This window comes from Sphingomonas jinjuensis, from assembly GCF_014197105.1.
GTDB classification, from domain to species: domain Bacteria; phylum Pseudomonadota; class Alphaproteobacteria; order Sphingomonadales; family Sphingomonadaceae; genus Sphingomonas; species Sphingomonas jinjuensis.
Window position 1 is genome coordinate 231,122 of sequence record NZ_JACIEV010000001.1, and the last position, 19,684, is coordinate 250,805.

Genomic DNA, 19,684 nt, shown 5'->3' on the forward strand with positions numbered 1-19,684 from the left:
TATGAGCACTGCCCTCACCACCCTCCCCGCCGGCGGCGATCCCGAACGCTTCGCCAACCCGCTCACCCAGATCAAGACGGTCATGGCGCAGCCCGCGGTCCGCCGCTCGCTGCCGATGGCGCTGATGATCGGCCTGATCGCCGCCGCCGCGCTCGCATGGATGTCGCTGTCGACGCCGACGCAGAAGACGCTGTTCAGCGGCCTGACCGATGCCGACAAGCAGGCGGTCACCTCCGCGCTCGACCAGGCGGGCATCTCGAGCCACGTCGACGAGGGCACCGGCGCGCTGACCGTCGACGAGGACAAGTTCAGCCGCGCGCGCATGCTGCTCGCCGGCCAGGGCCTGCCCAAGGCGGCGCCGGGCGGCTATGCGATCCTCGACCAGCTGCCGATGGGCGTCAGCCGCGCCGTCGAGGGCGAGCGCCTGCGCCAGGCGCGCGAGACCGAACTCGCCAAGTCGATCGAGGAGATCGACGCCGTCGCCGAGGCACGCGTCCACCTCGCCACACCCGAAGCCACCGTCTTCGTCCGCGACAATGCCGCGCCTTCCGCCTCGGTGGTGCTCAAGCTCGCCGGCGGCCGCGTACTGTCGGATGCGCAGGTGTCGTCGATCGTCAACCTCGTCGCCTCGTCGGTGCCGGGGATGAAGCCCGAGAACGTCACCGTCGTCGACCAGCTCGGCGGCCTGTTGTCAAAGCCCGGCGCCAATTCCGGCGCGGGCGCCGACGGCGACAAGCGCCTCCAGGTCCAGCAGCGCGTCGAGGACAAGGTCCGCCAGCAGCTGATCCAGCTGCTCACGCCGCTCGTCGGCGCGGGCAATTTCACCGCCGAGGTGCAGGCCGACGTCAACCTCGACGAAACTCAGGCGACGCGCGAGAGCTTCGAGAAGCAGGGTGCGCTGCGGGCCGAGGCGGGCAACTGGACCGGCGACATGAAGACCGCCGCCGCCCCCGGTGGCATTCCCGGCGCGCTCAGCAACACGCCGCCGCCCGCCAGCCAGCTTCAGGTGCCCACCCCCGCGGTCGGCGCCAGCGGCTCGCCCCAGCCGGTCGCCGGCCAGCCCGCACCCGATCCGGCCAAACAATCCGACGCGTATCAGCGCGCCTACGACCTGGGCAAGGAAGTGTCGGTCACCCGCAATGCGCCGGGATCGGTCAAGCGCCTGTCGGTCGCGGTGCTGCTGCGCGATCCCGACAAGACCCGCCGCACCGCGATGGAGATCACCCAGATCACCGATCTGGTGAAGAGCGCGGTCGGCTTCGACCAGGCGCGCAACGACAACGTCACCGTCATCAGCCGCAAGTTCGCCGATCCCGATGCCGAGGCGGCCGCCGGCCCCAAGTGGTACGACAACGCCTGGCTGCCGGTGGTGGCGCGCAACGCCACCGCGATCCTGATCGCGCTGCTGGTGCTGTTCCTGGGCGTGCGCCCCCTTGCCAAGGCGCTGATGCAGAAGCGCGACGAGGCGACGAAGGCTGAGGCGGGCGCCGCGATGGGTGCCGGTGCGCCGGTGCTCGGTGCCGATGGCCAGCCGATCGCGGCACCCGCCGTCGCCCCGCCGGTCAGCCTCGACCAGCTCGAGCAGAGCCGCGGCTATGACGAACGCGTCGATGCGGTCCGCGGCTTCACCCGCGACAATCCGGCCCGCGCCGCGCTGGCGGTTCGCGACATGATCCGGGCCGACGCCAAGTGAGCGCGCCAGCCGCCCCGCGCAGCTACACCGGGATCGAACGCGCCGCCGTGCTGATGATGCTGGTCGGCGAGGACGAGGCCGCCGCGATCCTGCAGAAGCTGGAACCCGAAGAGGTCCGCCAGCTCGGCGCGGCGATGTTCACCGTCGCCGAGGTCGCCGAAGAGGATGTCGAGACGGTCCTGGAGGACTTCATCGGCCGCGCGCGCGAGCGCACCACGATCGGCTTCGACCCGCGCCCCAAGATCGAGGCGGTGATGACCCGCGCGCTGGGGCCGGAAAAGGCCGAGAGCGTCCTCACCCGCATCACCCCGGCCGAGGCCGCGTGCGAGCTGGAGATGCTCGCCTGGCTCGACGCAACCGAAATCGCGCAGATCATCGAGAAGGAGCATCCCCAGATCGCCGCGGTGATGATCGCCAATCTCGACCCCGCGATCGGCGGCCAGGTGCTCGAACTGCTGCCCGAGGCGGCGCAGCCCGACATCCTCCACCGCATCGCGCGGCTGGGGCCGATCACGCCCGAGGCGGTCGAGACGCTCAAGACTCTGCTCGACAATCGCGTCGGCGCCAGTGCGTCGGGCGGCGGCGTGATGCTGGGCGGCGCGCGCGAGGCGGCGATGATCCTGCAGGGCGCGCGCAAGGCGACCGAGCAGCGCGTGATGCCCAAGCTGTTCAAGATCGACAAGGACATCGCCAAGCAGATCGAAGAGGCGATGTTCATCTTCGACAACCTGCTGGAACTGGACGACAAGAACCTGGGCACGCTGATCCGCAACGTCGACGGCGAGATCCTGACCAAGTCGCTGAAGGGCGTGGACGAGGCGGTGCGCGAGCGCTTCCTGGGCTGCATGTCCGCGCGCGCCGCGGCGGGCATCCGCGACGAGATGGAAGCACGTGGTCCGATGAAGCTGGCCGAGGTGCTGGAGGCGCAGAAGGCGATGATCGCCATCGCGCGCAACCTGGCCAAGGACGGCACCATCCAGATGGGCGCGGGCGAGGACGATTATGTCTGAGGCGATGGCCTTTGCCCCCGCCTCCCCCGCGCCGTTCGTCGCCGGCTTCGCCGCACGGCACGAACAGTCGGCGGCCAGCACCCTCGCCGCCGCCTTCGCCGCCGCGCCAGGCTTCGCCCCGGTCGACGTGCGCGAGCGCGTCCAGGGCCCGCGCCACTTCTCGCCCGCCAATCCCGACTGCAACCCGACCGAGGGCTGGGATCCGCTCGACCCCGCCGCCCAGATGGCGGCCGAGATCGATCCGATCGAGGTCGCCCATGCCGCCGGCTTCGCCGAAGGCCTCGCCGCCGCCCAGGCCGCCGCGGCGGAAGCCGCCGCGCGCGACCAGCAGCTGGTGTCCGAATTGCTCGAGGCGCTGAAGTTCGGCGGCGGCTTCGATCGCGAGGCGATGGCCGGACGGTTGCGCCAGACCGTGATGTTTCTCGTCTCGCGGCTCGTTGGCGAAACCGGCGTCGCCGCGGATCTGCTCGCGACCCGCGTGGATGCGGCGGCCGGTCTGCTCGCCGACAAGGCGGAAGCCGCGCTGCTTCGCCTCAATCCCGACGACGTCGCGCTGCTCGACGGCAAGCTACCCGCGACGATCTTCGCCGCCGGCGACGCCAATGTCGCACGCGGCAGCTTCGTCCTCGAAAGCGCGTCGACGATCGTCGAGGACGGCCCCGAGCTGTGGCTGGAACAACTCGCCGCCGCGATCGAACGCGTGCCGACGCCGAAATGATTAACCATTTCGTGGAATAACTTCCGTTCGTGGTGAGGAGGCGCTGAGCGAAGTCGAAGCGCCGTCTCGAACCACCTGCCCTTTGAGACGAGCCTTCGCCTTCGCTCAATCTCTCCTCAGGGCGAACGGAAGAGATTGTGGAAGCCCATGCTGAACCGCTTCACCGCCGACTATCTCGACACCCTCGGCCACGCCGACTTCCGCCCGACGCCATCGGTGTCGGGGCGGCTCGCCAGCTATGACGGGCTGCTGATGGAAGCGGTCGGCCTGTCGCTGCCGGTCGGCACCGTCTGCCGCGTCGGCGGGCATGGCGACAGTTTCGTCGAGGCGGAGGTGATCGGCTTTCGCGGCGGCAGGACGCTGCTGATGAACCTCGGTGGCCCCGCCCCCCTCCTGCCGCGCGCACCGGTCAAGCCAATCGGCCCTCCGGGCGAGGCGGAGGTGGGCGCCGCGCTGCTCGGCCGCGTCGTCGATGGCGCGGGCAAGCCGATCGACGGGCTCGGGCCCATCCGCGGCGCCGCCAGCTGGCCGCTCGCCGGCAAGCTGCAATCGCCGCTCGATCGCGGCCGCGTGCTCCAGCCGCTCGATGTCGGCGTGCGCGCGATCAACGGCCTGCTGACGGTCGGCCAAGGCCAGCGCGTCGGCATCATGGCTGGTTCGGGCGTCGGCAAGTCGGTGCTGCTTGGCATGATGGTGAAGGCGGCCAAGGCCGACGTCATCGTCATCGGCCTGATCGGCGAGCGCAGCCGCGAGGTCGCCGACTTCCTCGAAACCAAGGTCGCGGGCGAGGCGCGCGCGCGCTCGGTCGTCGTCGCGGTACCCGCCAATCACTCGCCGGTGCTTCGCATCCGCGGTGCACTGCGTGCCACCGCCATCGCCGAGGCGTTTCGCGACGAGGGCAAGAAGGTCCTCCTCATCATGGACTCGCTGACCCGCGTCGCGCATGCCGGCCGCGAGATCGGCCTGGCGCTCGGCGAGCCGGCGTCGGCGCGCGGCTATCCGCCCAGCGCGATCGCGATGCTGCCCAACCTGATCGAGCGCGCCGGCGCCGATGCGCACGGCACCGGCTCGATCACCGCCATCTACACCGTGCTGGCCGACGGCGACGACGGCAACGACCCCGTCGTTGATTCGGCACGCTCGATCCTCGACGGCCATATCGTCCTGACCCGCGCGCTCGCCGAGCAGGGCGTCTATCCGGCGATCGACATCTCCAAATCGGTCAGCCGCGTCATGACCGATATTGCGCAGCCCGCGCATATCCACGCTGCGCGCGTGCTTCGCCGGCATCTCGCAACCTATGAACAGAACCGCGACCTCGTGCTGATGGGTGCCTATCGCGCGGGCGCCGATCCCGCGATCGACCAGGCGATCGCCGCGCATGGCGCGATCATGGCCTATGTCTCGCAGAGCGCGGGCGAGACGGTGTCGCTCGACGATGCGGTCATGGAGCTGACCGGCGTGTTCGGCGATGGCTGACGCCGCGAAGCTCGCGCGCATCCACCGCGTACGCACGCTCCAGCTCGGCCTGAAGCGCGCCGACGAGGTCGCGGCGGCGGAAAAGCATCGCAGCGAATCGATGCTCAGTGATCGTATCGTCGCGCTCGCCGATGCGGTCGCGCCGACCATGGCGGGCGCCGGCGGCTTCTCGCTCGCCGCCCAGGCGCATTATCGCGAGCGGCTGCATCAGTCCGCCATCGCCGCCACCTCGCGCGTCGCCGCGGCGGAAGCGCAGTGGCAATTTGCCACCGAGGCGACCCGCGCCGCGCACCGCGACCAGACCGCGATCGAAAAGCTGATCGCTCGCGCTGACGCCGACGCGATCGTCAAGGAAATGCGCGCGCTTCAGGACGCGCCGCCGTCTGCGCGAAAACGGCACGATCCTTGCTGATCGCTGGCTGGAGAAACATAGCCAGCCATGACCCCGTCGACCATCGCCTCATCAGCCGCCGCCGCCATGCCGCCGACGCTGCTCAGCCCCGCCCCCGCCAAGGGCAGCGGCGGCGAGCCCGCGATGGCATTTACGTTGGATATTCCGTTCGTTAGCGCCGGCCCCGCGACACCGACCCTGATCGCCATGCCGATCGCCGCGCCTGCGGTGGCCCCGCCCGACGTCATCGCGCTGGCGTATCCCGGCTTGGCGGACGACCCCGCGCCGGACATGCTTGCCGCCACCGACGATGGCGAGCGGCACGATGATGCCGACACCGGCACGGATTTGCCGGTCAGCCCGGACGCTGCCCCGCTCGACCCCGCGCTCGCCTGGTTGGCGCTGGCCCCGTCGATCGTCGTGCCGGCCCCCGCCGTCGCCACGCCCGCGCCGCCGCCTGGCGACCGCGCCGCGGTCGTCGACCTTGCGGCGCGGACGGCCACCCCCGCGCCGCCTGGCGACCGCGCCACGATCGTCGACCTTGCGGCGCGGATTGCCATCCCCGCGCCGAGCGTCGCGCTGCCCTCTCCGCCAGCGCCCGAGACCAGTGACGTCGCCGCACCGGTCGCGCCGAGCGACGCCACCGGTAGCGAGACGATCGCCCGCGCCGTCGGCACGACCGCGCTGACACCGCTCCCGGCGGTTACACCGGCACCCCCGACCGCGCCAAATGCCGCGGTTGCCGAAGCGGCTCACCCGTCCTCCACGACGCCTGCGCCGATCCAGCCTGTGACCACCCAGGCGGCGCCGCAGCCGCTCGCTGAGCCCGTCGCCACGCCGCAAGTCGGTCGCTCACAACCGCTTCCGATGCCAAAGGCACGCGACATCCAGACGGCGCAGGAAAGCCGGGCGCCGCGCACCGTCGCCGCATCCTCGCCCCAGGTCGCCGCCGCGCAAGCGCGCACCACCCCGGCAATTCCGGCGGTCGCGGTGCCGGTCCGCTTTCAGGCGACCGCCGACCAGCCGCTGGCCGACGTCCCCGCCGCCGCGCAGACCGCGCCAGCCGTCGTCACCCCCATCGTCGCGCTCGATGCCGCCGCTCCGCTCGTCGCCCAGCCGATCGCCGCTGCGCCGGTCACCGCGCCGGCCGAGGCCGTGACGCCCGGTCGCCCGGCCGACGCCACCATGCCGCCGACGCCGTCCGTCGATCGCGCCGCCACGGTCGAGCCGGTCATGGCGACCGTCCCTGCTCCCGTGACCGATGCGGCGCCCAGCCAGCCATCCGCCGCCGTCGTCCGCTTCGCCCCAGCCGCGCCGATCGTCGCCGCCGCCGCGCAGCCCGCAGCGGCAGCCCCCCGCGCGCCCGCGGCGCCGGTCATCGCGGCCGTCCAGCCCGCCACCTTCCTGCGCCCGACCACCCCCGCCTCGCCGCGCCCGACCATCGTCGCGCCGGACGAGCCCGCCGAAGCGACGACGACCGTTCCCGCCGAGGTGCAGCCTGCGTCTCCCCCCGCAACGCCGATCGCCACCCCCGCCGCGCGCGCCTTCGGCGCCGCGATCCACGCCGCCGCGATCCAGCGCAGCGAGCCGCAGCCGGTGCCGCTCGACACCCGCGCCACCGACGAGCCAGCGGCCGCGCCGCCGATCGCGGTCGATGCGCCCGCCGCCGGCGCAGCGCCGCCCGCCGCTGCGCCGATCGAGCAGCGCCCCGCCGCCGCGATCGCCCAGATCGTCCAGCCGCCGCTCGACGTCACCCAGCGCCAGTGGCCACACAACATGATCGCGCGGATCGAGAGCCTGCGCGACATGGCCAACGCCGCCGACACCAGCATCCGCCTGATCCCCGACGCGCTCGGCCGGATCGACGTGTCGATGCGGACCGAGGGCGACACCATTCACGTCGAATTCGCCGCCGAGCAGGCCGCGACCCGCCAGCTGCTGCAGGAAGCCGCACCGCGTCTTCACGCCGCCGCCGAGGATCGCGGGCTCAAGCTCGGCGACACCCGCGTCGCCACGGTCGCCGACAGCGCCACCCAGAACGGCACCGGTGGCCAGGCCGGCGGCAACAGCCAGAGCACTGGCAGCGGCAACAGCGCGCAGAGCGCCGGTGCCCAGCAGCAGCAGGCGCACAGCCAGCAGCAACAGCAGCAACAGCGCGAGGCCGCCCGCACCACTGCGAACCGCGCGCCCCGCGCCCCTGTTTCCACCACCGATAGCGACGCCGGCGACCAGGCCGGCGGTCGCATCGCCTGACGACGCCCGAAAGGACTGACCCCATGGCCGACAAGCCCGCCGAAGACGATGCCGCAGCCCCCAAGAAGAAGGGCAAGGGCAAGCTCATCATCATGATCGTCGCCCCGCTCGCCCTGCTGGGCGGCGGGGTCGGCGCCGGCATGTATGCCGCCAACGCCGGGCTGCTCGGCGGCGGCGGCCATACCCCCGAAAAGGAAGACCACGGACCCAAGCTGGTGCCCAAGGAGGAGCAGAAGCGCGCCGCCGCCGGCGGCGAGGGCGGCGAGGGCCATGGCGAAGGCGGTGGCGGCGGCGGCGAGCGCCCGCCATCGGGCGAGGGCGGCGACAAATACGCCTCCAACTATTACGAGATGGAGAAGGAGTTCACCTCCAACCTCAGCGATTCGATGCACTTCGTCCAGGTCGGCATCGCCGTGTCGACGCCGTACGACGACACCGTCATCGAAAACGTCAAGACGAACGACATCGCGGTCCGTTCGGCGATCCTGATGACGCTCAGCGACACCACGGAAGACCAGGTTTTCTCGTCCGAGGGGAAGCAGAAGATGGCCAAGCGGCTGACCGCGGCGATCAACGCCGTGCTCAAGCAAAAAGAGGGCTTTGGCGGGATCAGTAACGTTTACTTTACCAGTTTCGTTGTTCAGTGAGGCATGGTTAACGCCGAGGCAACGACCGAACGCCGCTCCCGCGACAGGGCGCCCGCCGCCCACGCGGAGGGGCTCGGCGCGGCCAAGCTGAATCCGTTCGGCGATCTTCACACGCTCCAGCACCTCTCGGCGCGGTTCGCCCGCGCGCTTCGGGGGGTGTTCGAGCCGCTGCTGCGCCAGGAGGTCCGCGCCTGGGCCGAGCCGCTCGTCGTCCAGCGCTTCGCCGACTATCGGTCCGAACGCGGCGACGCGCTGACCGGCTGGATGCCGTTCGGGATGGTGCCGGCCGCCGCCGGTGCGCAGGCGCTGTGCGTGCTCGATGGCCGTTTCGTGCTCGAGATGCTCGACCTGTTCTTCGGCGGCACCGGGGCGGCTCCTGCCGAGCTGCCGGCCGAATTCTCGCCCGCCGCCGAGGCGCTGGCGGGTCGGATCGGCGCCGTCCTCGCCACCCCGCTGCGCGCCGCATGGGAGCCGCTGACCCGGATCGAGTTCAGCCCCGGCCGCTGCGAATCGAGCGCCGCGATGCTGCCGATCGATGGCGACGACGCGATGATCGTCACTCGCTTCGGCATCGCCGCGGGCGACGGATCGCCGGTGTTCCTCGACATCCTCTATCCCGTCGTCGGCCTGAAGCCGCATGGCGCGACGCTGACCGGCAAGGTGCTCGACAAGGCGGAGGCGGACCCCGCCTGGCGCACCGCGCTGACCCGGTCGGTGATGAACGTCCGCTTTCCCGTCCGCTCGGTGCTGGCCGAGCCGGTTGTGCCGCTGTCGCTGCTGGTCAACCTGAAGCCCGGCGACGTCATTCCCATTTCGATCGGCGGCGACGTGCCGGTGATGGTCGGTCGCGACCGTCTCGGCACCGGGACCGTCGGCACCTCGAACGGCTTTGCCGCCGTCCGCCTCACCGCCATCGCCCAGATCGACGACGAAGGACTTTCCGCATGAACGACATGACCGGCGGCTTCGCGGTCGATACCGCGGTGGCGGCCAACTTCCGGCTGCTCCAGGACGTCGACGTCAAGCTGACCGTCGAGATCGGCTCGACCCAGCTGACGCTGCGCGAACTGCTCGCGCTCGGCGAAAGCTCGGTGATCGAGCTCGATCGCCAGGCCAACGAGCTGCTCGACGTCTTCGTCAACGGCACGCTGATCGGCCGCGGCGAGGTGGTGACGGTCGGCGACCGCTTCGGCGTGCGCATGACCGAGCTCGTCAACCCCGACAAGCGCGGCTGAGGCGACACGATGCTCTGGAGCTACATCCTCAAGCTGGTCATCCTCCTGCCGCTGGTCTGCGGCCTGATGATCGGCTGTCTCTATCTGTGGCGGAAGCTCGAGAGCCGCATGCCCGGCAAGCCGTCGACGCGGCTCGTCCAGGTCAAGGAAACGATGATGATCTCGCCCGGCGTTCGCCTCGCCGTCCTCGATTTCGAGGGCAAGCGCCTGCTCGTCTCGGTCGCCCGCGGCGGCGTCACCCTCGTCGACAAGGTGGGCCAGTGAGCATTTCCGTGACCCGCAAGGGCGCCGGCCCCGCGCTGATCCGCGACCGTGCCGCCATGAAGCCGCGCCGCACATCGGTGGTGAAGTGGCTGCTGATCGCGCTCGCCATCCTGCTCGCCGTCTCGGTCGCGATGCCCGCCTTCGCGCAGGCCGCGCCCGCCGCGCCGGCCGCCCCCGCGGCGCCGGGCGTCGGCGACGCGGTCGACCGCGCGCTCGGCCAGCTGAGCTCGGGCGCCGCATCGGGCGGCACCCAGTCGGCGCCGCTGTCGCTGTCGCTCCAGGTCCTCATCATCATGGGCCTGCTGACGATCCTGCCGGGCATCCTGTTGATGATGACCAGCTTTACCCGGATCGTCATCGTTCTCGCGGTGCTGCGCCAGGCGCTCGGCCTTCAGCAGACGCCGCCCAACCAGGTGCTGATCGGCCTGGCGCTGTTCCTGTCGCTGTTCGTGATGGCGCCGACGATCAACCAGATGAATACTCAGGCGATCCAGCCCTATGCCTCGGGCCAGCTCGCCGGCACGCAGATGATCGCCGCCGCCGGCGCGCCGCTGCACGACTTCATGACCAAGCAGACCCGCGTCAAGGACGTGACGATGTTCGCGCAGATGGCCAAGTCGGGCCCCTATGCCAGCCCCAAGGACATTCCCTACGCCGTTCTGCTGCCCGCGTTCACGACGTCGGAGCTGAAGACCGCGTTCCAGATCGGCTTTCTGATCTTCCTGCCGTTCATCGTCATCGACCTCGTCGTCGCGACGGTGCTGATGAGCCTAGGCATGGCGATGCTGTCGCCGTCGATCATTTCGCTGCCATTCAAGCTGCTCCTGTTCGTCCTGGTCGACGGCTGGGCGCTGACGATGGGCAGCCTGGCGAACTCGTTCGCGACATAGCGCCACCTACGCGCAAATCCCGTTCGCCCTGAGCTTGTCGAAGGGCGTGCCAAGACCCCGTGCTTCGACAAGCTCAGCACGAACGGAAGTTAAATCAGATGGACGCCGATTACTTCCTGACCGTCGCCAACCAGACGATGTGGGTGCTCGCACTCGCCTCGGCGCCGATCCTGATCCCCGCGCTGCTCGCCGGCCTGATCCTGGGCATGATCCAGGCCGCGACCTCGATCAACGAGCAGACGCTGTCGTTCGTCCCCAAGCTGGTCGTCGTCGCCTTCTCGATCCTGATCTTCGGCAGCCTGATCCTCGGGCTGCTCAGCGATTTCACGATCTCGATGTTCGACCGCATTCCGGACCTCGTAAAGTAATGCGCAGCGCCAGCGCGGCCACGCCCGCGCGTCCTGTGCCAGCACGGCCGGCCTCGGCATTGCCGAGGTTCGACGACGCGGCTTTGCCGCGGCGTGGTGCAGGGCATTGCACGATGCCCGCCGCGGCGAAGCCGCCTCGTCGGACGGGTGCTTCGCCCCGCCGGCCGGGCGCGCCAGCGTGGCGCGCGGCGCGTGTGCACTCGCAGGCTGCGCCGTGCTAGGCTTCGGCCTCGCCATCGAACCGCAGCTGTGGGCACTCATCTTCGTGATGGTGCGCATCGGGGCGGCATTCATCGCCGCGCCGGTGTTCGGCGCGGTGACGATCCCGCTGCCGGTGCGCGTCGCGCTGACCGGATCGATCGGGCTGCTCGTCCTCGCCGCGCACCCGATCACGCCGCCCGCCCAGGTATTCGCGACCACGACCATCCTGTCGGTGGCGGCCGAAGCGCTGGTCGGCTTCTCGATCGGCTTCGTGCTCCAGGCCGCCTTCGCCGCGCCGCTGGTCGCCTCCGAAGTCATCGGCACCTCGATGGGTATCGGCTTCGCCTCGACGATCGACCCGCAGAACGGCCGCTCCACCCCCGCGCTCGGCCAGTTCATGTCGGTGATGCTGACGCTGCTGTTCCTGTCGGTCGACGGCCACCTCGTCCTCGTCGACCTGCTGGTGCGCAGCTATGACACCATGCCGCCGGGCGCCGCCTGGCTGACCGCGGTGCAGCTGAAGAGCATCGCGCTGTTCGGCGGCTACATCTTCCTCGCCGGGCTGTTGCTGGCGCTGCCGGTGGGCTTCCTGCTGCTATGCCTCAACCTCGTCGTCGGCATGATGAGCCGCGCGGCGCCGGCGCTCAACCTGTTCTCGGTCGGCCTTCCCGCCAGCCTGGCGGTCGGCGTCATCGCGCTTGCCACCGCCTTCCCGGCGATGGGCGACTATATGCTCGTCATCATCCGCGAAAGCCTCGACGCGATCCAGACGCTGGTGACCGGCTGATGTCGGAGGGTGGCGACAAGACAGAAGCCCCGACAGCACGCCGCCGCGAAAAGGCGGCGGAAGACGGGTCGGTACTTCGCTCCAGGGATTTCGGCACCGCGCTGGTGGTGGTCGCCGGCGTCGGCTGGCTGCTGATGTTCGGGCCGCAGCTGCTGGCCGCGTGCAAGGCGGTAATGGCCGCCAGCCTTCAGTTCGACCATGCCGATGTCGAGGATTTCTCACCCTTCCGCCCGCTCGCCGCGGCAGGGGGCAAGCTGATCGCGCCGCTCGCCTCGCTGTTCGGCATCACCATCGTCGCGACCGTCGTCGGCGCCGCGGGTCTCGGCAGCTTTCAGTTTAACGGCAAGCTGATGGCGCCCAAGTTCAGCCGCATCAACCCGGGCGCCGGGCTGAAGCGGATCGTCGGTACGCAGGGGTGGATCGAACTCGGCAAGTCGATGCTGAAGGTCGTGCTGCTCGGCGCGATCGGCGGCTGGATGCTGTGGAAGTCGACGCGCACCACGCTCGGCCTGTCGTCGGCCGACGTCGCCCAGTCGCTCGGCGTCGTCGGCGCCACCTTCAACGGCATCATGATCGCGATGGCGATGGGGCTGGTCGGCATCGCGCTGCTCGACGTGCCGCTGCAGATCTTCCAGCTGCTCCAGAAGCTGCGCATGACCAAGCAGGAGGTCCGCGACGAGCACAAGGAGAGCGAGGGCTCGCCCGAGGCGAAGGCGCATATCCGCCAGAAGCAGCGCGCGATGGCCAGCCGCCAGATCCGCTCGGCAGTCGCCGAATCGCACGTCATTCTCACCAACCCGACGCACTTCTCGGTCGCGCTGCGCTATGACCGCACCCGCGATCAGGTGCCCGTCGTCGTCGCCAAGGGTCGCGGCGCGACCGCGCTCGCGATCCGCGAACTCGCCGCCGAAACGGGGACGCCGATCCTCGAATATCCGATGCTCGCCCGCGCGGTCTATTACACCAGCAAGGAGGGCCAGGAGGTGCGCGACGACCTGTATCTCGCCATCGCCACCGTGCTCGCCTTCGTCTTCGGCCTCAACCAGCAGCAGGGCGGCTCGCCGCCGCCGATCGACGTACCCGCCGGCGCCCGCTTCGACGAGAACGGCGTCAGCCTGTCGGTCGCTTGAAATGCCTAAATCCCGCCCGGCTTCGGCCGTTTTAACCAGCAACGACGAGGGACGCGATGACGACGACCACTTCCGCTACCGCGACCCCGACGCCGACCCCCACCCCGACCGCGTCGTCGCTGGTGAAGTCGGCGACCCAGTCGCTGCTGACCTCGCTCAATACCGGGTCGGGCGTTGACACCAGCTCGCTGGTCGACAGTCTGGTCCAGGCGCAGTTCGCGACCCGCTCCGCGCAGCTGACGAAGACGGCCGACACCCTCACGTCCCAGATCTCGGGCGTGTCGACGATGAAGAACACAATCAGCACCTTCTCGACCGCGCTTCAGTCGCTGATCAAGGGCGGCACGCTCCAGTCGCAGCCGCTGTCGTCGGATACCAAGTCGCTGACGGCCAGCCCGATCGCCGGCACGAAGATGGCGAACGTGTCGAGCAGCATCACCGTCACCCAGCTCGCCTCGGCGCAGAGCGTCCGCACCAAGACCGCGGTCGCCGATCGCAGCGCGGTGATCGGATCGGGCACGCTGACGTTCAACTTCGGCGCCGCGACATACGATTCCACCGGCACCAAGATGACGGGCTTCAATGCCCCGACCGGCGGGTTCAGCACGACGATCGATCTGACCAACGCGACGCTCGACGACGTCGCCACCGCGATCAACGCCAAAAAGTTCGGTGTCACTGCCACCGTCATCGCCGACGGCAAGGGCGGCGCCTTCCTGTCGCTGAAGGGACAGACCGGCGCCAACAACGCCTTCACCGTCAGTGCCAGCACGCCGGCGCTGCAGCAGTTCGAGGTGAAGCCGGTCACCGATCCCGACACCTCGACCACCGCCATTTCGGGCCAGGCGGCCAATGCCAAGCTGACGATCGACGGCATCGAGGCCGAACGGTCGACCAATACCGTCACCGACCTGCTCTCGGGTGTGAAGCTTCAGCTCAACGCGGTGTCGATCGCGCCGGTGTCGCTGAGCTCCGAACGCCCCACCACCGCGCTGACCCAGGCGGTGCAGGACGTCGTCGACACCTACAATCAGGTACTGACGACGCTGAAGGAGCAGACCGACCCTGTCACCGGCCCGCTGCGCGGCGACCAGGCGGCGCAATCGCTGCTCCGCTCGCTGCGCGGGCTGACGCTCGCGACGATCTCCGACGGCACCGCGGCGGGTCCCAAGACGCTTGCCGAGATCGGCGTCAGCACCAACAAGGACGGGACGCTCAAGCTCGACACCAAGCAGCTCGACGCCGCGATGAAGGCGAACCCCGACGCGATCGAGAGCATGTTCGCCTCGACGACGACGGGCCTCGCCAAGGTACTGTCGACGATATCCGACGCCGCGACCAACACCGTCTACGGGCTGGGCGCGTCGGAAGCGCGCTACACCGCCGCCAAGACGGAGGTGGCGAAGAGCCAGGCCAGGATCACGACCGATTCAGAGGCCATGACCACCCGATTGTCCCAGCAATATGCCGCGATGAACTCGCGCGTGGCCGCCTACAAGAAGACGCAGACCTTCCTCGACGGCCAAATCAAGGCCTGGAACAAGAGCGACAACTGATGGCCTATGCATCGTCGCTGCTGCGAAACCCCTACGACACCTACCGCCAGATCGACGTCGTCGGTCGCACCGCCGAGGCGGATGGCCCGGCGCTGGTCCAGCTGCTCTACGAAGAACTTGTCTCAGCACTGCGCTCCGCCGCCTTCGCGATGGCCCGCGGCCAAGTCGCGGTGAAGAGCGAGCGGGCGACCCGCGCGACCGCGATCCTGTTCGCGCTGGAGGCTGGGCTGGATCACGACAAGGGCGGCGACGTCGCCGTGTCGCTCCACCGCCTCTACGCCGGCATTCGCCGCCAGGTGATCGACGCCTCGATCGGCAACGACCCCGCGCCGCTGCTTAACGCCGCCAGCGACCTCGCGGAGATCGCCGCGGCGTGGAAGACCGCACGGGCGGGCTGATCCGCCTGCCGTCTGGCCTCCACGCCATTCCTCCGTCATGCTGAACTCGTTTCAGCATGACGGGGACGGGGCGTGAACCGGCCTCAATGCCGGAACCAGTGCCGCCGCAGGAAATACCCCAATATCCCCGCGCCCAGCAGCACGCAGCCAATCGTGATCCAGTCGAACGCATGGGCGGAATGCTGGAACGGCAGGCCGTCGACGTTCATCCCGTACAAACCGGTGATGAAGGTCAGCGGCAGGAACACGACCGCGACGATCGAGATCACCAGCGATCGATGGTCGATCTGCTCCGCCCTCAGGTCGGTCAGCGTTTCGTGAAGCAGCGCCGCGCGCTCGCGGATCGATTCCAGCTCTTCGGCCATCCGCGCCGCTCGGTCCGCCGCCGCCGCCAGGTGCAGCCGATCGTCCTCCGCCAGCCAGTCGCCGGGCAGCTGCGCCAGCTTCTCCAGCGCGGTCCGCTGCGGCACCAGGAAGCGGCGATAGCCGATCGCGCCGATCCGCACCCGCATCACCGTGCGGCGCAGTTCGAAGATCGCCGAGGGATCGAGTTTCTCCTCGCACGCGTCGAGCTCGTCGCCAAGGTCCGCGACGACCGGATCGAGATCCTCGGTGATGGCGGTGGCGATTTCCGAGATCAGGTCGCCGGGATCGCGCACCTCGCCCCCCTCGACCTCCTTGACCACCGCGTCGACCGCGTAGAGCGGCTTCCTCGTCACCGAGAAGACGCGCCCCTTGATCGCCCACACCCGCACCGACGCCAGCGGATCGCCCGTCGTCGCCGGTTCGGTCGACCGCCCGCGCAGGTTCAGCAACGCGCCGTGGCCGAATTGTTCGCAGCGCGGCCGCGTCTCGGTCGCGGTCAGCGCGTCGACGACATAGTCGTTGAGCCTGGCTTCCTCGCGCAGCCACTTCTGCGCCTCCGCCTCGGTGGTCGACAGATGGACCCAGACGAGGTCGGCGTGGCACGTCAGCGCGTCCTTCACCGATACGCGCTCGGCTTTGCCATCGGTAATCCTGTAGCCGAACCCGCTCATCCTCGCTCCACCGTCACCGTCAGCCCGACCGGCGTCACCGCGCCGCCGTCCCAGGGCGCCCGCGCCGCATCGGCTCGCGCCCGGTCGAGCACCGCCGCCGGCACGTCCGCACGGTGAAGCACCAGATCGGCCTGCGCCAGCCACCGCGCCTCGCGCAACGTCAGGTCGTCGGGATCGTCGGAGCGCAGCACGATCGCCTCGACGCCACCGGCGCCCGCAAGCGTGTCAGCCCGCACTTCCGCCAATGGATCGCCGATCAACCCGGCCACCGCCCGCCGCCGCTCGGCACCGTCGGGGTAGCGCGCGCGCAACTCGCCGCGCAGCGCGTACAGCCGTTCGGCCAGCCGCCCGATCCCGGTCGGGATCAGCCCCTCCATCCGCTGCCGCAACGCCGCCGCCAGCCCGGCCGACACGCCGCCCGTTCCGATCGCGACGATCACCGGATCGCGATCGACGATCGCGGGCAAGGTGAAGTCGCACAGTTCGGGCCGATCGACCGCATTGACCAGCACCCCACGCGCCTTGAGCCGCGTGACCGCGGCCTCGTCGTCGGCGACGATCGCCAACCGGGCATCGGAATCGTCCTCGCCGACCACATGAGCGCCGGCGCGTTCGAGCAGCCGCCGCTTGGGCGCGGTCGCGTCGTCGTCACCGAGCAGGATGACGGGCCGCCCCGTCAGGACGATGAAGATCGGCAGTGACCGCACGCTTCACTCCTCGTCCGCCGCGCCGGGGCGAATATGGCCAGGCGACCTACTTCGCCAGCCACTCCGGCACCCGCTCCGCGCCCAGGATCGTCTCCGCCGCGATCCGGTCGGCGACCACCGCGAAGCGGTCGCCATCGACCAGCACCTCGGGCACCAGCGGCCGGCTGTTGTACGTCGACGCCATCGTCGCGCCATAGGCACCGGCGGTGCGGAAGACGGCCAGGTCGCCCGACTTCACCGCGTCGATCTCGCGCCCCATCGCGAAGGTGTCGCCGGTCTCGCACACCGGACCGGCGATATTGGCGGTCATCCGCTCGCCGGTCGGCGTCACCGCGACGAAATCGTGGAAGGCGTCGTAAAGCGCCGGGCGCATCAGGTCGTTCATCGCCGCATCGACGATGACATAGGGATCGGTGACCCCCGGCTTCACCCAGATCACCTCGGTCAGCAGCACGCCGGCATTGCCCGCGATCACGCGCCCCGGCTCGAACATCAGCTCGACGTCCCAGCCCTCGGTCGCACGCGCGACCATCGCGCCATATTCCGCCGGTTCGGGGAAGGTGTCGCCATCCTTGTACGGCACGCCCAATCCGCCGCCCAGGTCGACGCGATCGATGACATGGCCCGCCGCGCGCAGCTCGGCGACCAGCGCGCCGACGCGGGCATAGGCCTGTTCCAGCCGCGATAGGTCGGACAGCTGGCTGCCGATGTGGATCGCGACACCGCGCAGGTTGATGCCGTCGAGCGGCGCCAGCCGGTCGAACATCGCCGGCGCCTGGTCGATCGGCACGCCGAACTTGTTGTCGCGCTTGCCGGTCGAGATCTTGGCGTGGGTACCGGCATCGACGTCGGGGTTCACGCGCAGCACCGCCGGCGCCACCTGACCGCGCGACGCGGCGATCTCAGCCAGAACGACGCCCTCTTCCTCCAGCTCCAGGTTGAACTGACCGATGCCCTCGTCCAGCCCCTTGGTCAGCTCGGCGCGGGTCTTGCCGACGCCGGAGAAGACGATGTCCTTCGCCGGGATGCCCGCCGCCAGCGCGCGCGCCATCTCGCCGCCCGACACCACGTCGGCGCCATAGCCCTCGTCGGCGATGACGCGCAGCACCGCGATGTTGGGATTGGCCTTGATCGCATAGGCCAGGTGGACGCGGTTCAGCCCCGCCAGCGCCTCGCGAAACACGCGCGCATGGCGGCGAAAGGTGCTCGCCGAATAGACGTACACCGGCGTCCCCACCGCTTGCGCGATCGCGGTCAGGCTGACGTCCTCGCAGCACAGGGTGCCGTCACGATAATCGAAATGGTTCACGAAGGCCTCAGTCCGGCGGAAGGTCGAATTCGTCGCTGCGCCGCTCGTCCGATTGGGTCAGCAGCTCGTCGCTGCGCTGCGGGCGCTGCTGCGTCGTCGGCGTCAGCAGCTGGCTCGGCGTCAGCGTCTCGTCGGCGCCGCGCGGTGCCGGCGGCAGCGGCACGCCCTTGCGCGGCTGCAGGTCGCGCGCCGCGCCGCAGCCGGCGAGCACCAGCGCGAGCGCGAGGATACCGAACCGCATCACGCCATGCTCTCGCGCGCCGCTGCGATCGCGGCGCGAACGTTCGCGGGCGCAGTGCCGCCGAAGCTCATACGGCTGGCGACCGAGGCATCGACCGACAGCACGTCATAGACCCCCGCCGTGATCCGCCCGTCGATCGCGGTCAGGTCGCCCAGCGGCAACGCGTCGAGCCCGATTCCCAGCGCCTCCGCCCGCGCCACGGCGCGCCCGGTGATGTGGTGCGCCTCGCGAAACGGTACCCCCGCCTCGCGCACCAGCCAGTCGGCCAAGTCGGTGGCGGTCGAGAAACCGGCTTCGGCGACCTGGCGCATCCGCTCAGTCCGGAACGTCGCGCTTTCGACCATGCCGGTCATCGCCGCGATGCACAGGCCGAGCAGGTCGTGGGCCTCGAACACCGGCGGCTTGTCGTCCTGCATGTCCTTCGAATAGGCGAGCGGCAGGCCCTTCATCGTCACCATCAGGCTGACGAGGCAGCCGGTGATCCGTCCGGCATGGCCGCGCACCAGCTCGGCGGCATCGGGATTGCGCTTCTGCGGCATGATCGAGCTGCCGGTCGACCATTGGTCGGAAAGCGATACGAAGCCGAACGGCTGCGACGCCCACAGCACGAATTCCTCCGCCAGCCGCGACAGGTGAAGCGCGCATTGCGCCGCGCTGGTCAGATATTCGATCGCGAAGTCACGGTCGCTGACGGCATCGAGGCTGTTGCGCGTCGGTCCGTCGAAGCCGAGCGCGCTCGCCGTCGCCTCGCGGTCGACCGGAAATCCCGTCCCCGCAAGCGCCGCCGAGCCGAGCGGCGAACGATTCATTCGCGCCCGCGCGTCGGTGAAGCGGCCGACGTCGCGGCTCGCCATTTCCCAATAGGCCATCAGGTGGTGGCCCAGCGTCACCGGCTGGGCCGATTGCAGATGGGTGAAGCCCGGCATCACGCTGGCGGCATGCTCCTCTGCGCGCGCGAGCAGCGCGGTCTGGAAGCCGCGCAGCGCCCCGGTCACCTCGTCGATCGCATCGCGCACCCACAGCCGGAAATCGGTCGCGACCTGGTCGTTGCGGCTGCGCGCGGTGTGCAGCCGTCCCGCCACCGGCCCGATCGCCTCGGCCAGCCGCGCCTCGGTGACCATGTGGATGTCTTCGAGCGTCAGGTCCTCGGGCACGCCATCGGCGGCATAGCCCGCGGCGACCTGCTCGAGTCCCGCGGCGATCCGCTCGGCGTCCGCCGCCTCGACGATGCCCTGCTTGCCCAGCATCGCGACGTGCGCGCGGCTGCCGGCGACATCCTGCTTCCACAGCCGCTTGTCGAAGGGAATCGAGGCGTTTATCTCACGCATGACCGCCGCCGGTCCTTCGGCGAAGCGGCCGCCCCACATTGC

Annotated in this window: 21 protein-coding genes; 16 read left to right on the plus strand and 5 right to left on the minus strand. The window is 69.9% G+C overall.

The genetic code is table 11. The features are described from left to right. The first annotated feature begins 1 nt into the window (after position 1). The 16 genes from fliF (at position 2) to fliS (ending at position 15,020) form a co-directional block, all read left to right on the plus strand. Positions 2–1,693, plus strand: coding sequence for a flagellar basal-body MS-ring/collar protein FliF (gene fliF / locus GGQ80_RS01045; RefSeq protein WP_183981874.1), 1,692 nt, complete (start codon positions 2–4; stop codon positions 1,691–1,693). Continuing rightward, positions 1,690–2,703: a flagellar motor switch protein FliG gene (fliG, locus tag GGQ80_RS01050; protein ID WP_183981875.1), complete on the plus strand. Its 1,014-nt coding sequence runs from the start codon at positions 1,690–1,692 to the stop codon at positions 2,701–2,703. Before fliF ends, fliG begins: the two co-directional genes overlap by 4 nt. Further along, on the plus strand, positions 2,696–3,421 hold the full coding sequence (locus GGQ80_RS01055) for a FliH/SctL family protein (RefSeq protein WP_183981876.1): 726 nt from the start codon (positions 2,696–2,698) through the stop codon (positions 3,419–3,421). The genes fliG and GGQ80_RS01055 overlap by 8 nt, the downstream gene beginning before the upstream one ends. Positions 3,422–3,568: 147 nt before the next feature. Continuing rightward, positions 3,569–4,900 (plus strand): FliI/YscN family ATPase, encoded by a 1,332-nt coding sequence (locus GGQ80_RS01060; RefSeq protein ID WP_183981877.1) that lies wholly within the window; start codon positions 3,569–3,571, stop codon positions 4,898–4,900. Then, positions 4,893–5,312 (plus strand): hypothetical protein, encoded by a 420-nt coding sequence (locus GGQ80_RS01065; protein WP_183981878.1) that lies wholly within the window; start codon positions 4,893–4,895, stop codon positions 5,310–5,312. Before GGQ80_RS01060 ends, GGQ80_RS01065 begins: the two co-directional genes overlap by 8 nt. A gap of 27 nt (positions 5,313–5,339) precedes the next feature. Beyond that, the gene (locus GGQ80_RS01070) at positions 5,340–7,544 is read left to right on the plus strand and encodes a flagellar hook-length control protein FliK (RefSeq protein ID WP_183981879.1); all 2,205 of its coding nucleotides are present in this window, start codon (positions 5,340–5,342) and stop codon (positions 7,542–7,544) included. 23 nt (positions 7,545–7,567) lie between these two features. After that, positions 7,568–8,191, plus strand: coding sequence for a flagellar basal body-associated FliL family protein (locus GGQ80_RS01075; protein ID WP_183981880.1), 624 nt, complete (start codon positions 7,568–7,570; stop codon positions 8,189–8,191). A gap of 3 nt (positions 8,192–8,194) precedes the next feature. Beyond that, a complete protein-coding gene (locus tag GGQ80_RS01080; RefSeq protein WP_183981881.1) occupies positions 8,195–9,139 on the plus strand; it encodes a flagellar motor switch protein FliM in 945 nt (314 codons plus the stop codon). Next, positions 9,136–9,426 (plus strand): flagellar motor switch protein FliN, encoded by a 291-nt coding sequence (fliN, locus tag GGQ80_RS01085; protein ID WP_183981882.1) that lies wholly within the window; start codon positions 9,136–9,138, stop codon positions 9,424–9,426. Before GGQ80_RS01080 ends, fliN begins: the two co-directional genes overlap by 4 nt. A gap of 9 nt (positions 9,427–9,435) precedes the next feature. Beyond that, positions 9,436–9,690: a flagellar biosynthetic protein FliO gene (locus tag GGQ80_RS01090; RefSeq protein ID WP_183981883.1), complete on the plus strand. Its 255-nt coding sequence runs from the start codon at positions 9,436–9,438 to the stop codon at positions 9,688–9,690. Then, positions 9,687–10,580, plus strand: coding sequence for a flagellar type III secretion system pore protein FliP (gene fliP / locus GGQ80_RS01095; RefSeq protein WP_183981884.1), 894 nt, complete (start codon positions 9,687–9,689; stop codon positions 10,578–10,580). The genes GGQ80_RS01090 and fliP overlap by 4 nt, the downstream gene beginning before the upstream one ends. Positions 10,581–10,678: 98 nt before the next feature. Beyond that, positions 10,679–10,948: a flagellar biosynthesis protein FliQ gene (gene fliQ / locus GGQ80_RS01100; protein ID WP_183981885.1), complete on the plus strand. Its 270-nt coding sequence runs from the start codon at positions 10,679–10,681 to the stop codon at positions 10,946–10,948. Between the two features lie 214 nt (positions 10,949–11,162). Further along, positions 11,163–11,936: a flagellar biosynthetic protein FliR gene (gene fliR, locus GGQ80_RS01105; RefSeq protein WP_183982427.1), complete on the plus strand. Its 774-nt coding sequence runs from the start codon at positions 11,163–11,165 to the stop codon at positions 11,934–11,936. Further along, positions 11,936–13,066 (plus strand): flagellar type III secretion system protein FlhB, encoded by a 1,131-nt coding sequence (gene flhB, locus GGQ80_RS01110; RefSeq protein WP_183981886.1) that lies wholly within the window; start codon positions 11,936–11,938, stop codon positions 13,064–13,066. Before fliR ends, flhB begins: the two co-directional genes overlap by 1 nt. Positions 13,067–13,122: 56 nt before the next feature. After that, entirely contained in the window at positions 13,123–14,622 is a 1,500-nt protein-coding gene (fliD, locus tag GGQ80_RS01115; RefSeq protein ID WP_183981887.1) for a flagellar filament capping protein FliD, read from the plus strand. Then, positions 14,622–15,020 (plus strand): flagellar export chaperone FliS, encoded by a 399-nt coding sequence (gene fliS / locus GGQ80_RS01120; protein WP_183981888.1) that lies wholly within the window; start codon positions 14,622–14,624, stop codon positions 15,018–15,020. The genes fliD and fliS overlap by 1 nt, the downstream gene beginning before the upstream one ends. 83 nt (positions 15,021–15,103) lie before the next feature. Here fliS and GGQ80_RS01125 read toward each other — a convergent pair whose 3' ends face one another. Genes GGQ80_RS01125 through argH form a run of 5 tightly spaced genes read right to left on the minus strand, consistent with a single transcriptional unit; the run spans position 15,104 to position 19,681 of the window. After that, positions 15,104–16,057, minus strand: a complete 954-nt coding sequence (locus GGQ80_RS01125; protein ID WP_183981889.1) for a zinc transporter ZntB — start codon at positions 16,055–16,057, stop codon at positions 15,104–15,106. Beyond that, positions 16,054–16,764 (minus strand): NAD(P)-dependent oxidoreductase, encoded by a 711-nt coding sequence (locus tag GGQ80_RS01130; RefSeq protein ID WP_183981890.1) that lies wholly within the window; start codon positions 16,762–16,764, stop codon positions 16,054–16,056. Before GGQ80_RS01130 ends, GGQ80_RS01125 begins: the two co-directional genes overlap by 4 nt. 46 nt (positions 16,765–16,810) lie before the next feature. Beyond that, positions 16,811–18,073 (minus strand): diaminopimelate decarboxylase, encoded by a 1,263-nt coding sequence (lysA, locus tag GGQ80_RS01135; protein ID WP_183981891.1) that lies wholly within the window; start codon positions 18,071–18,073, stop codon positions 16,811–16,813. A gap of 7 nt (positions 18,074–18,080) precedes the next feature. Continuing rightward, positions 18,081–18,314 (minus strand): hypothetical protein, encoded by a 234-nt coding sequence (locus GGQ80_RS01140; protein ID WP_183981892.1) that lies wholly within the window; start codon positions 18,312–18,314, stop codon positions 18,081–18,083. Beyond that, entirely contained in the window at positions 18,314–19,681 is a 1,368-nt protein-coding gene (gene argH, locus GGQ80_RS01145) for an argininosuccinate lyase (protein WP_183982428.1), read from the minus strand. The genes GGQ80_RS01140 and argH overlap by 1 nt, the downstream gene beginning before the upstream one ends. Positions 19,682–19,684: the final 3 nt, after the last annotated feature.

Bases quoted from the DNA above. Each gene is read 5' to 3' on its own strand.
- fliF (WP_183981874.1), top strand. From the start codon at position 2: ATGAGCACTGCCCTCACCACCCTCCCCGCCGGCGGCGATCCCGAACGC.
- GGQ80_RS01055 (WP_183981876.1), top strand. From the start codon at position 2,696: ATGTCTGAGGCGATGGCCTTTGCCCCCGCCTCCCCCGCGCCGTTCGTC.
- GGQ80_RS01060 (WP_183981877.1), top strand. From the start codon at position 3,569: ATGCTGAACCGCTTCACCGCCGACTATCTCGACACCCTCGGCCACGCC.
- GGQ80_RS01065 (WP_183981878.1), top strand. From the start codon at position 4,893: ATGGCTGACGCCGCGAAGCTCGCGCGCATCCACCGCGTACGCACGCTC.
- GGQ80_RS01070 (WP_183981879.1), top strand. From the start codon at position 5,340: ATGACCCCGTCGACCATCGCCTCATCAGCCGCCGCCGCCATGCCGCCG.
- GGQ80_RS01075 (WP_183981880.1), top strand. From the start codon at position 7,568: ATGGCCGACAAGCCCGCCGAAGACGATGCCGCAGCCCCCAAGAAGAAG.
- GGQ80_RS01080 (WP_183981881.1), top strand. From the start codon at position 8,195: ATGGTTAACGCCGAGGCAACGACCGAACGCCGCTCCCGCGACAGGGCG.
- fliN (WP_183981882.1), top strand. From the start codon at position 9,136: ATGAACGACATGACCGGCGGCTTCGCGGTCGATACCGCGGTGGCGGCC.
- GGQ80_RS01090 (WP_183981883.1), top strand. From the start codon at position 9,436: ATGCTCTGGAGCTACATCCTCAAGCTGGTCATCCTCCTGCCGCTGGTC.
- fliQ (WP_183981885.1), top strand. From the start codon at position 10,679: ATGGACGCCGATTACTTCCTGACCGTCGCCAACCAGACGATGTGGGTG.
- flhB (WP_183981886.1), top strand. From the start codon at position 11,936: ATGTCGGAGGGTGGCGACAAGACAGAAGCCCCGACAGCACGCCGCCGC.
- fliD (WP_183981887.1), top strand. From the start codon at position 13,123: ATGACGACGACCACTTCCGCTACCGCGACCCCGACGCCGACCCCCACC.
- fliS (WP_183981888.1), top strand. From the start codon at position 14,622: ATGGCCTATGCATCGTCGCTGCTGCGAAACCCCTACGACACCTACCGC.
- GGQ80_RS01125 (WP_183981889.1), bottom strand. From the start codon at position 16,057: ATGAGCGGGTTCGGCTACAGGATTACCGATGGCAAAGCCGAGCGCGTA.
- GGQ80_RS01140 (WP_183981892.1), bottom strand. From the start codon at position 18,314: ATGCGGTTCGGTATCCTCGCGCTCGCGCTGGTGCTCGCCGGCTGCGGC.
- argH (WP_183982428.1), bottom strand. From the start codon at position 19,681: ATGTGGGGCGGCCGCTTCGCCGAAGGACCGGCGGCGGTCATGCGTGAG.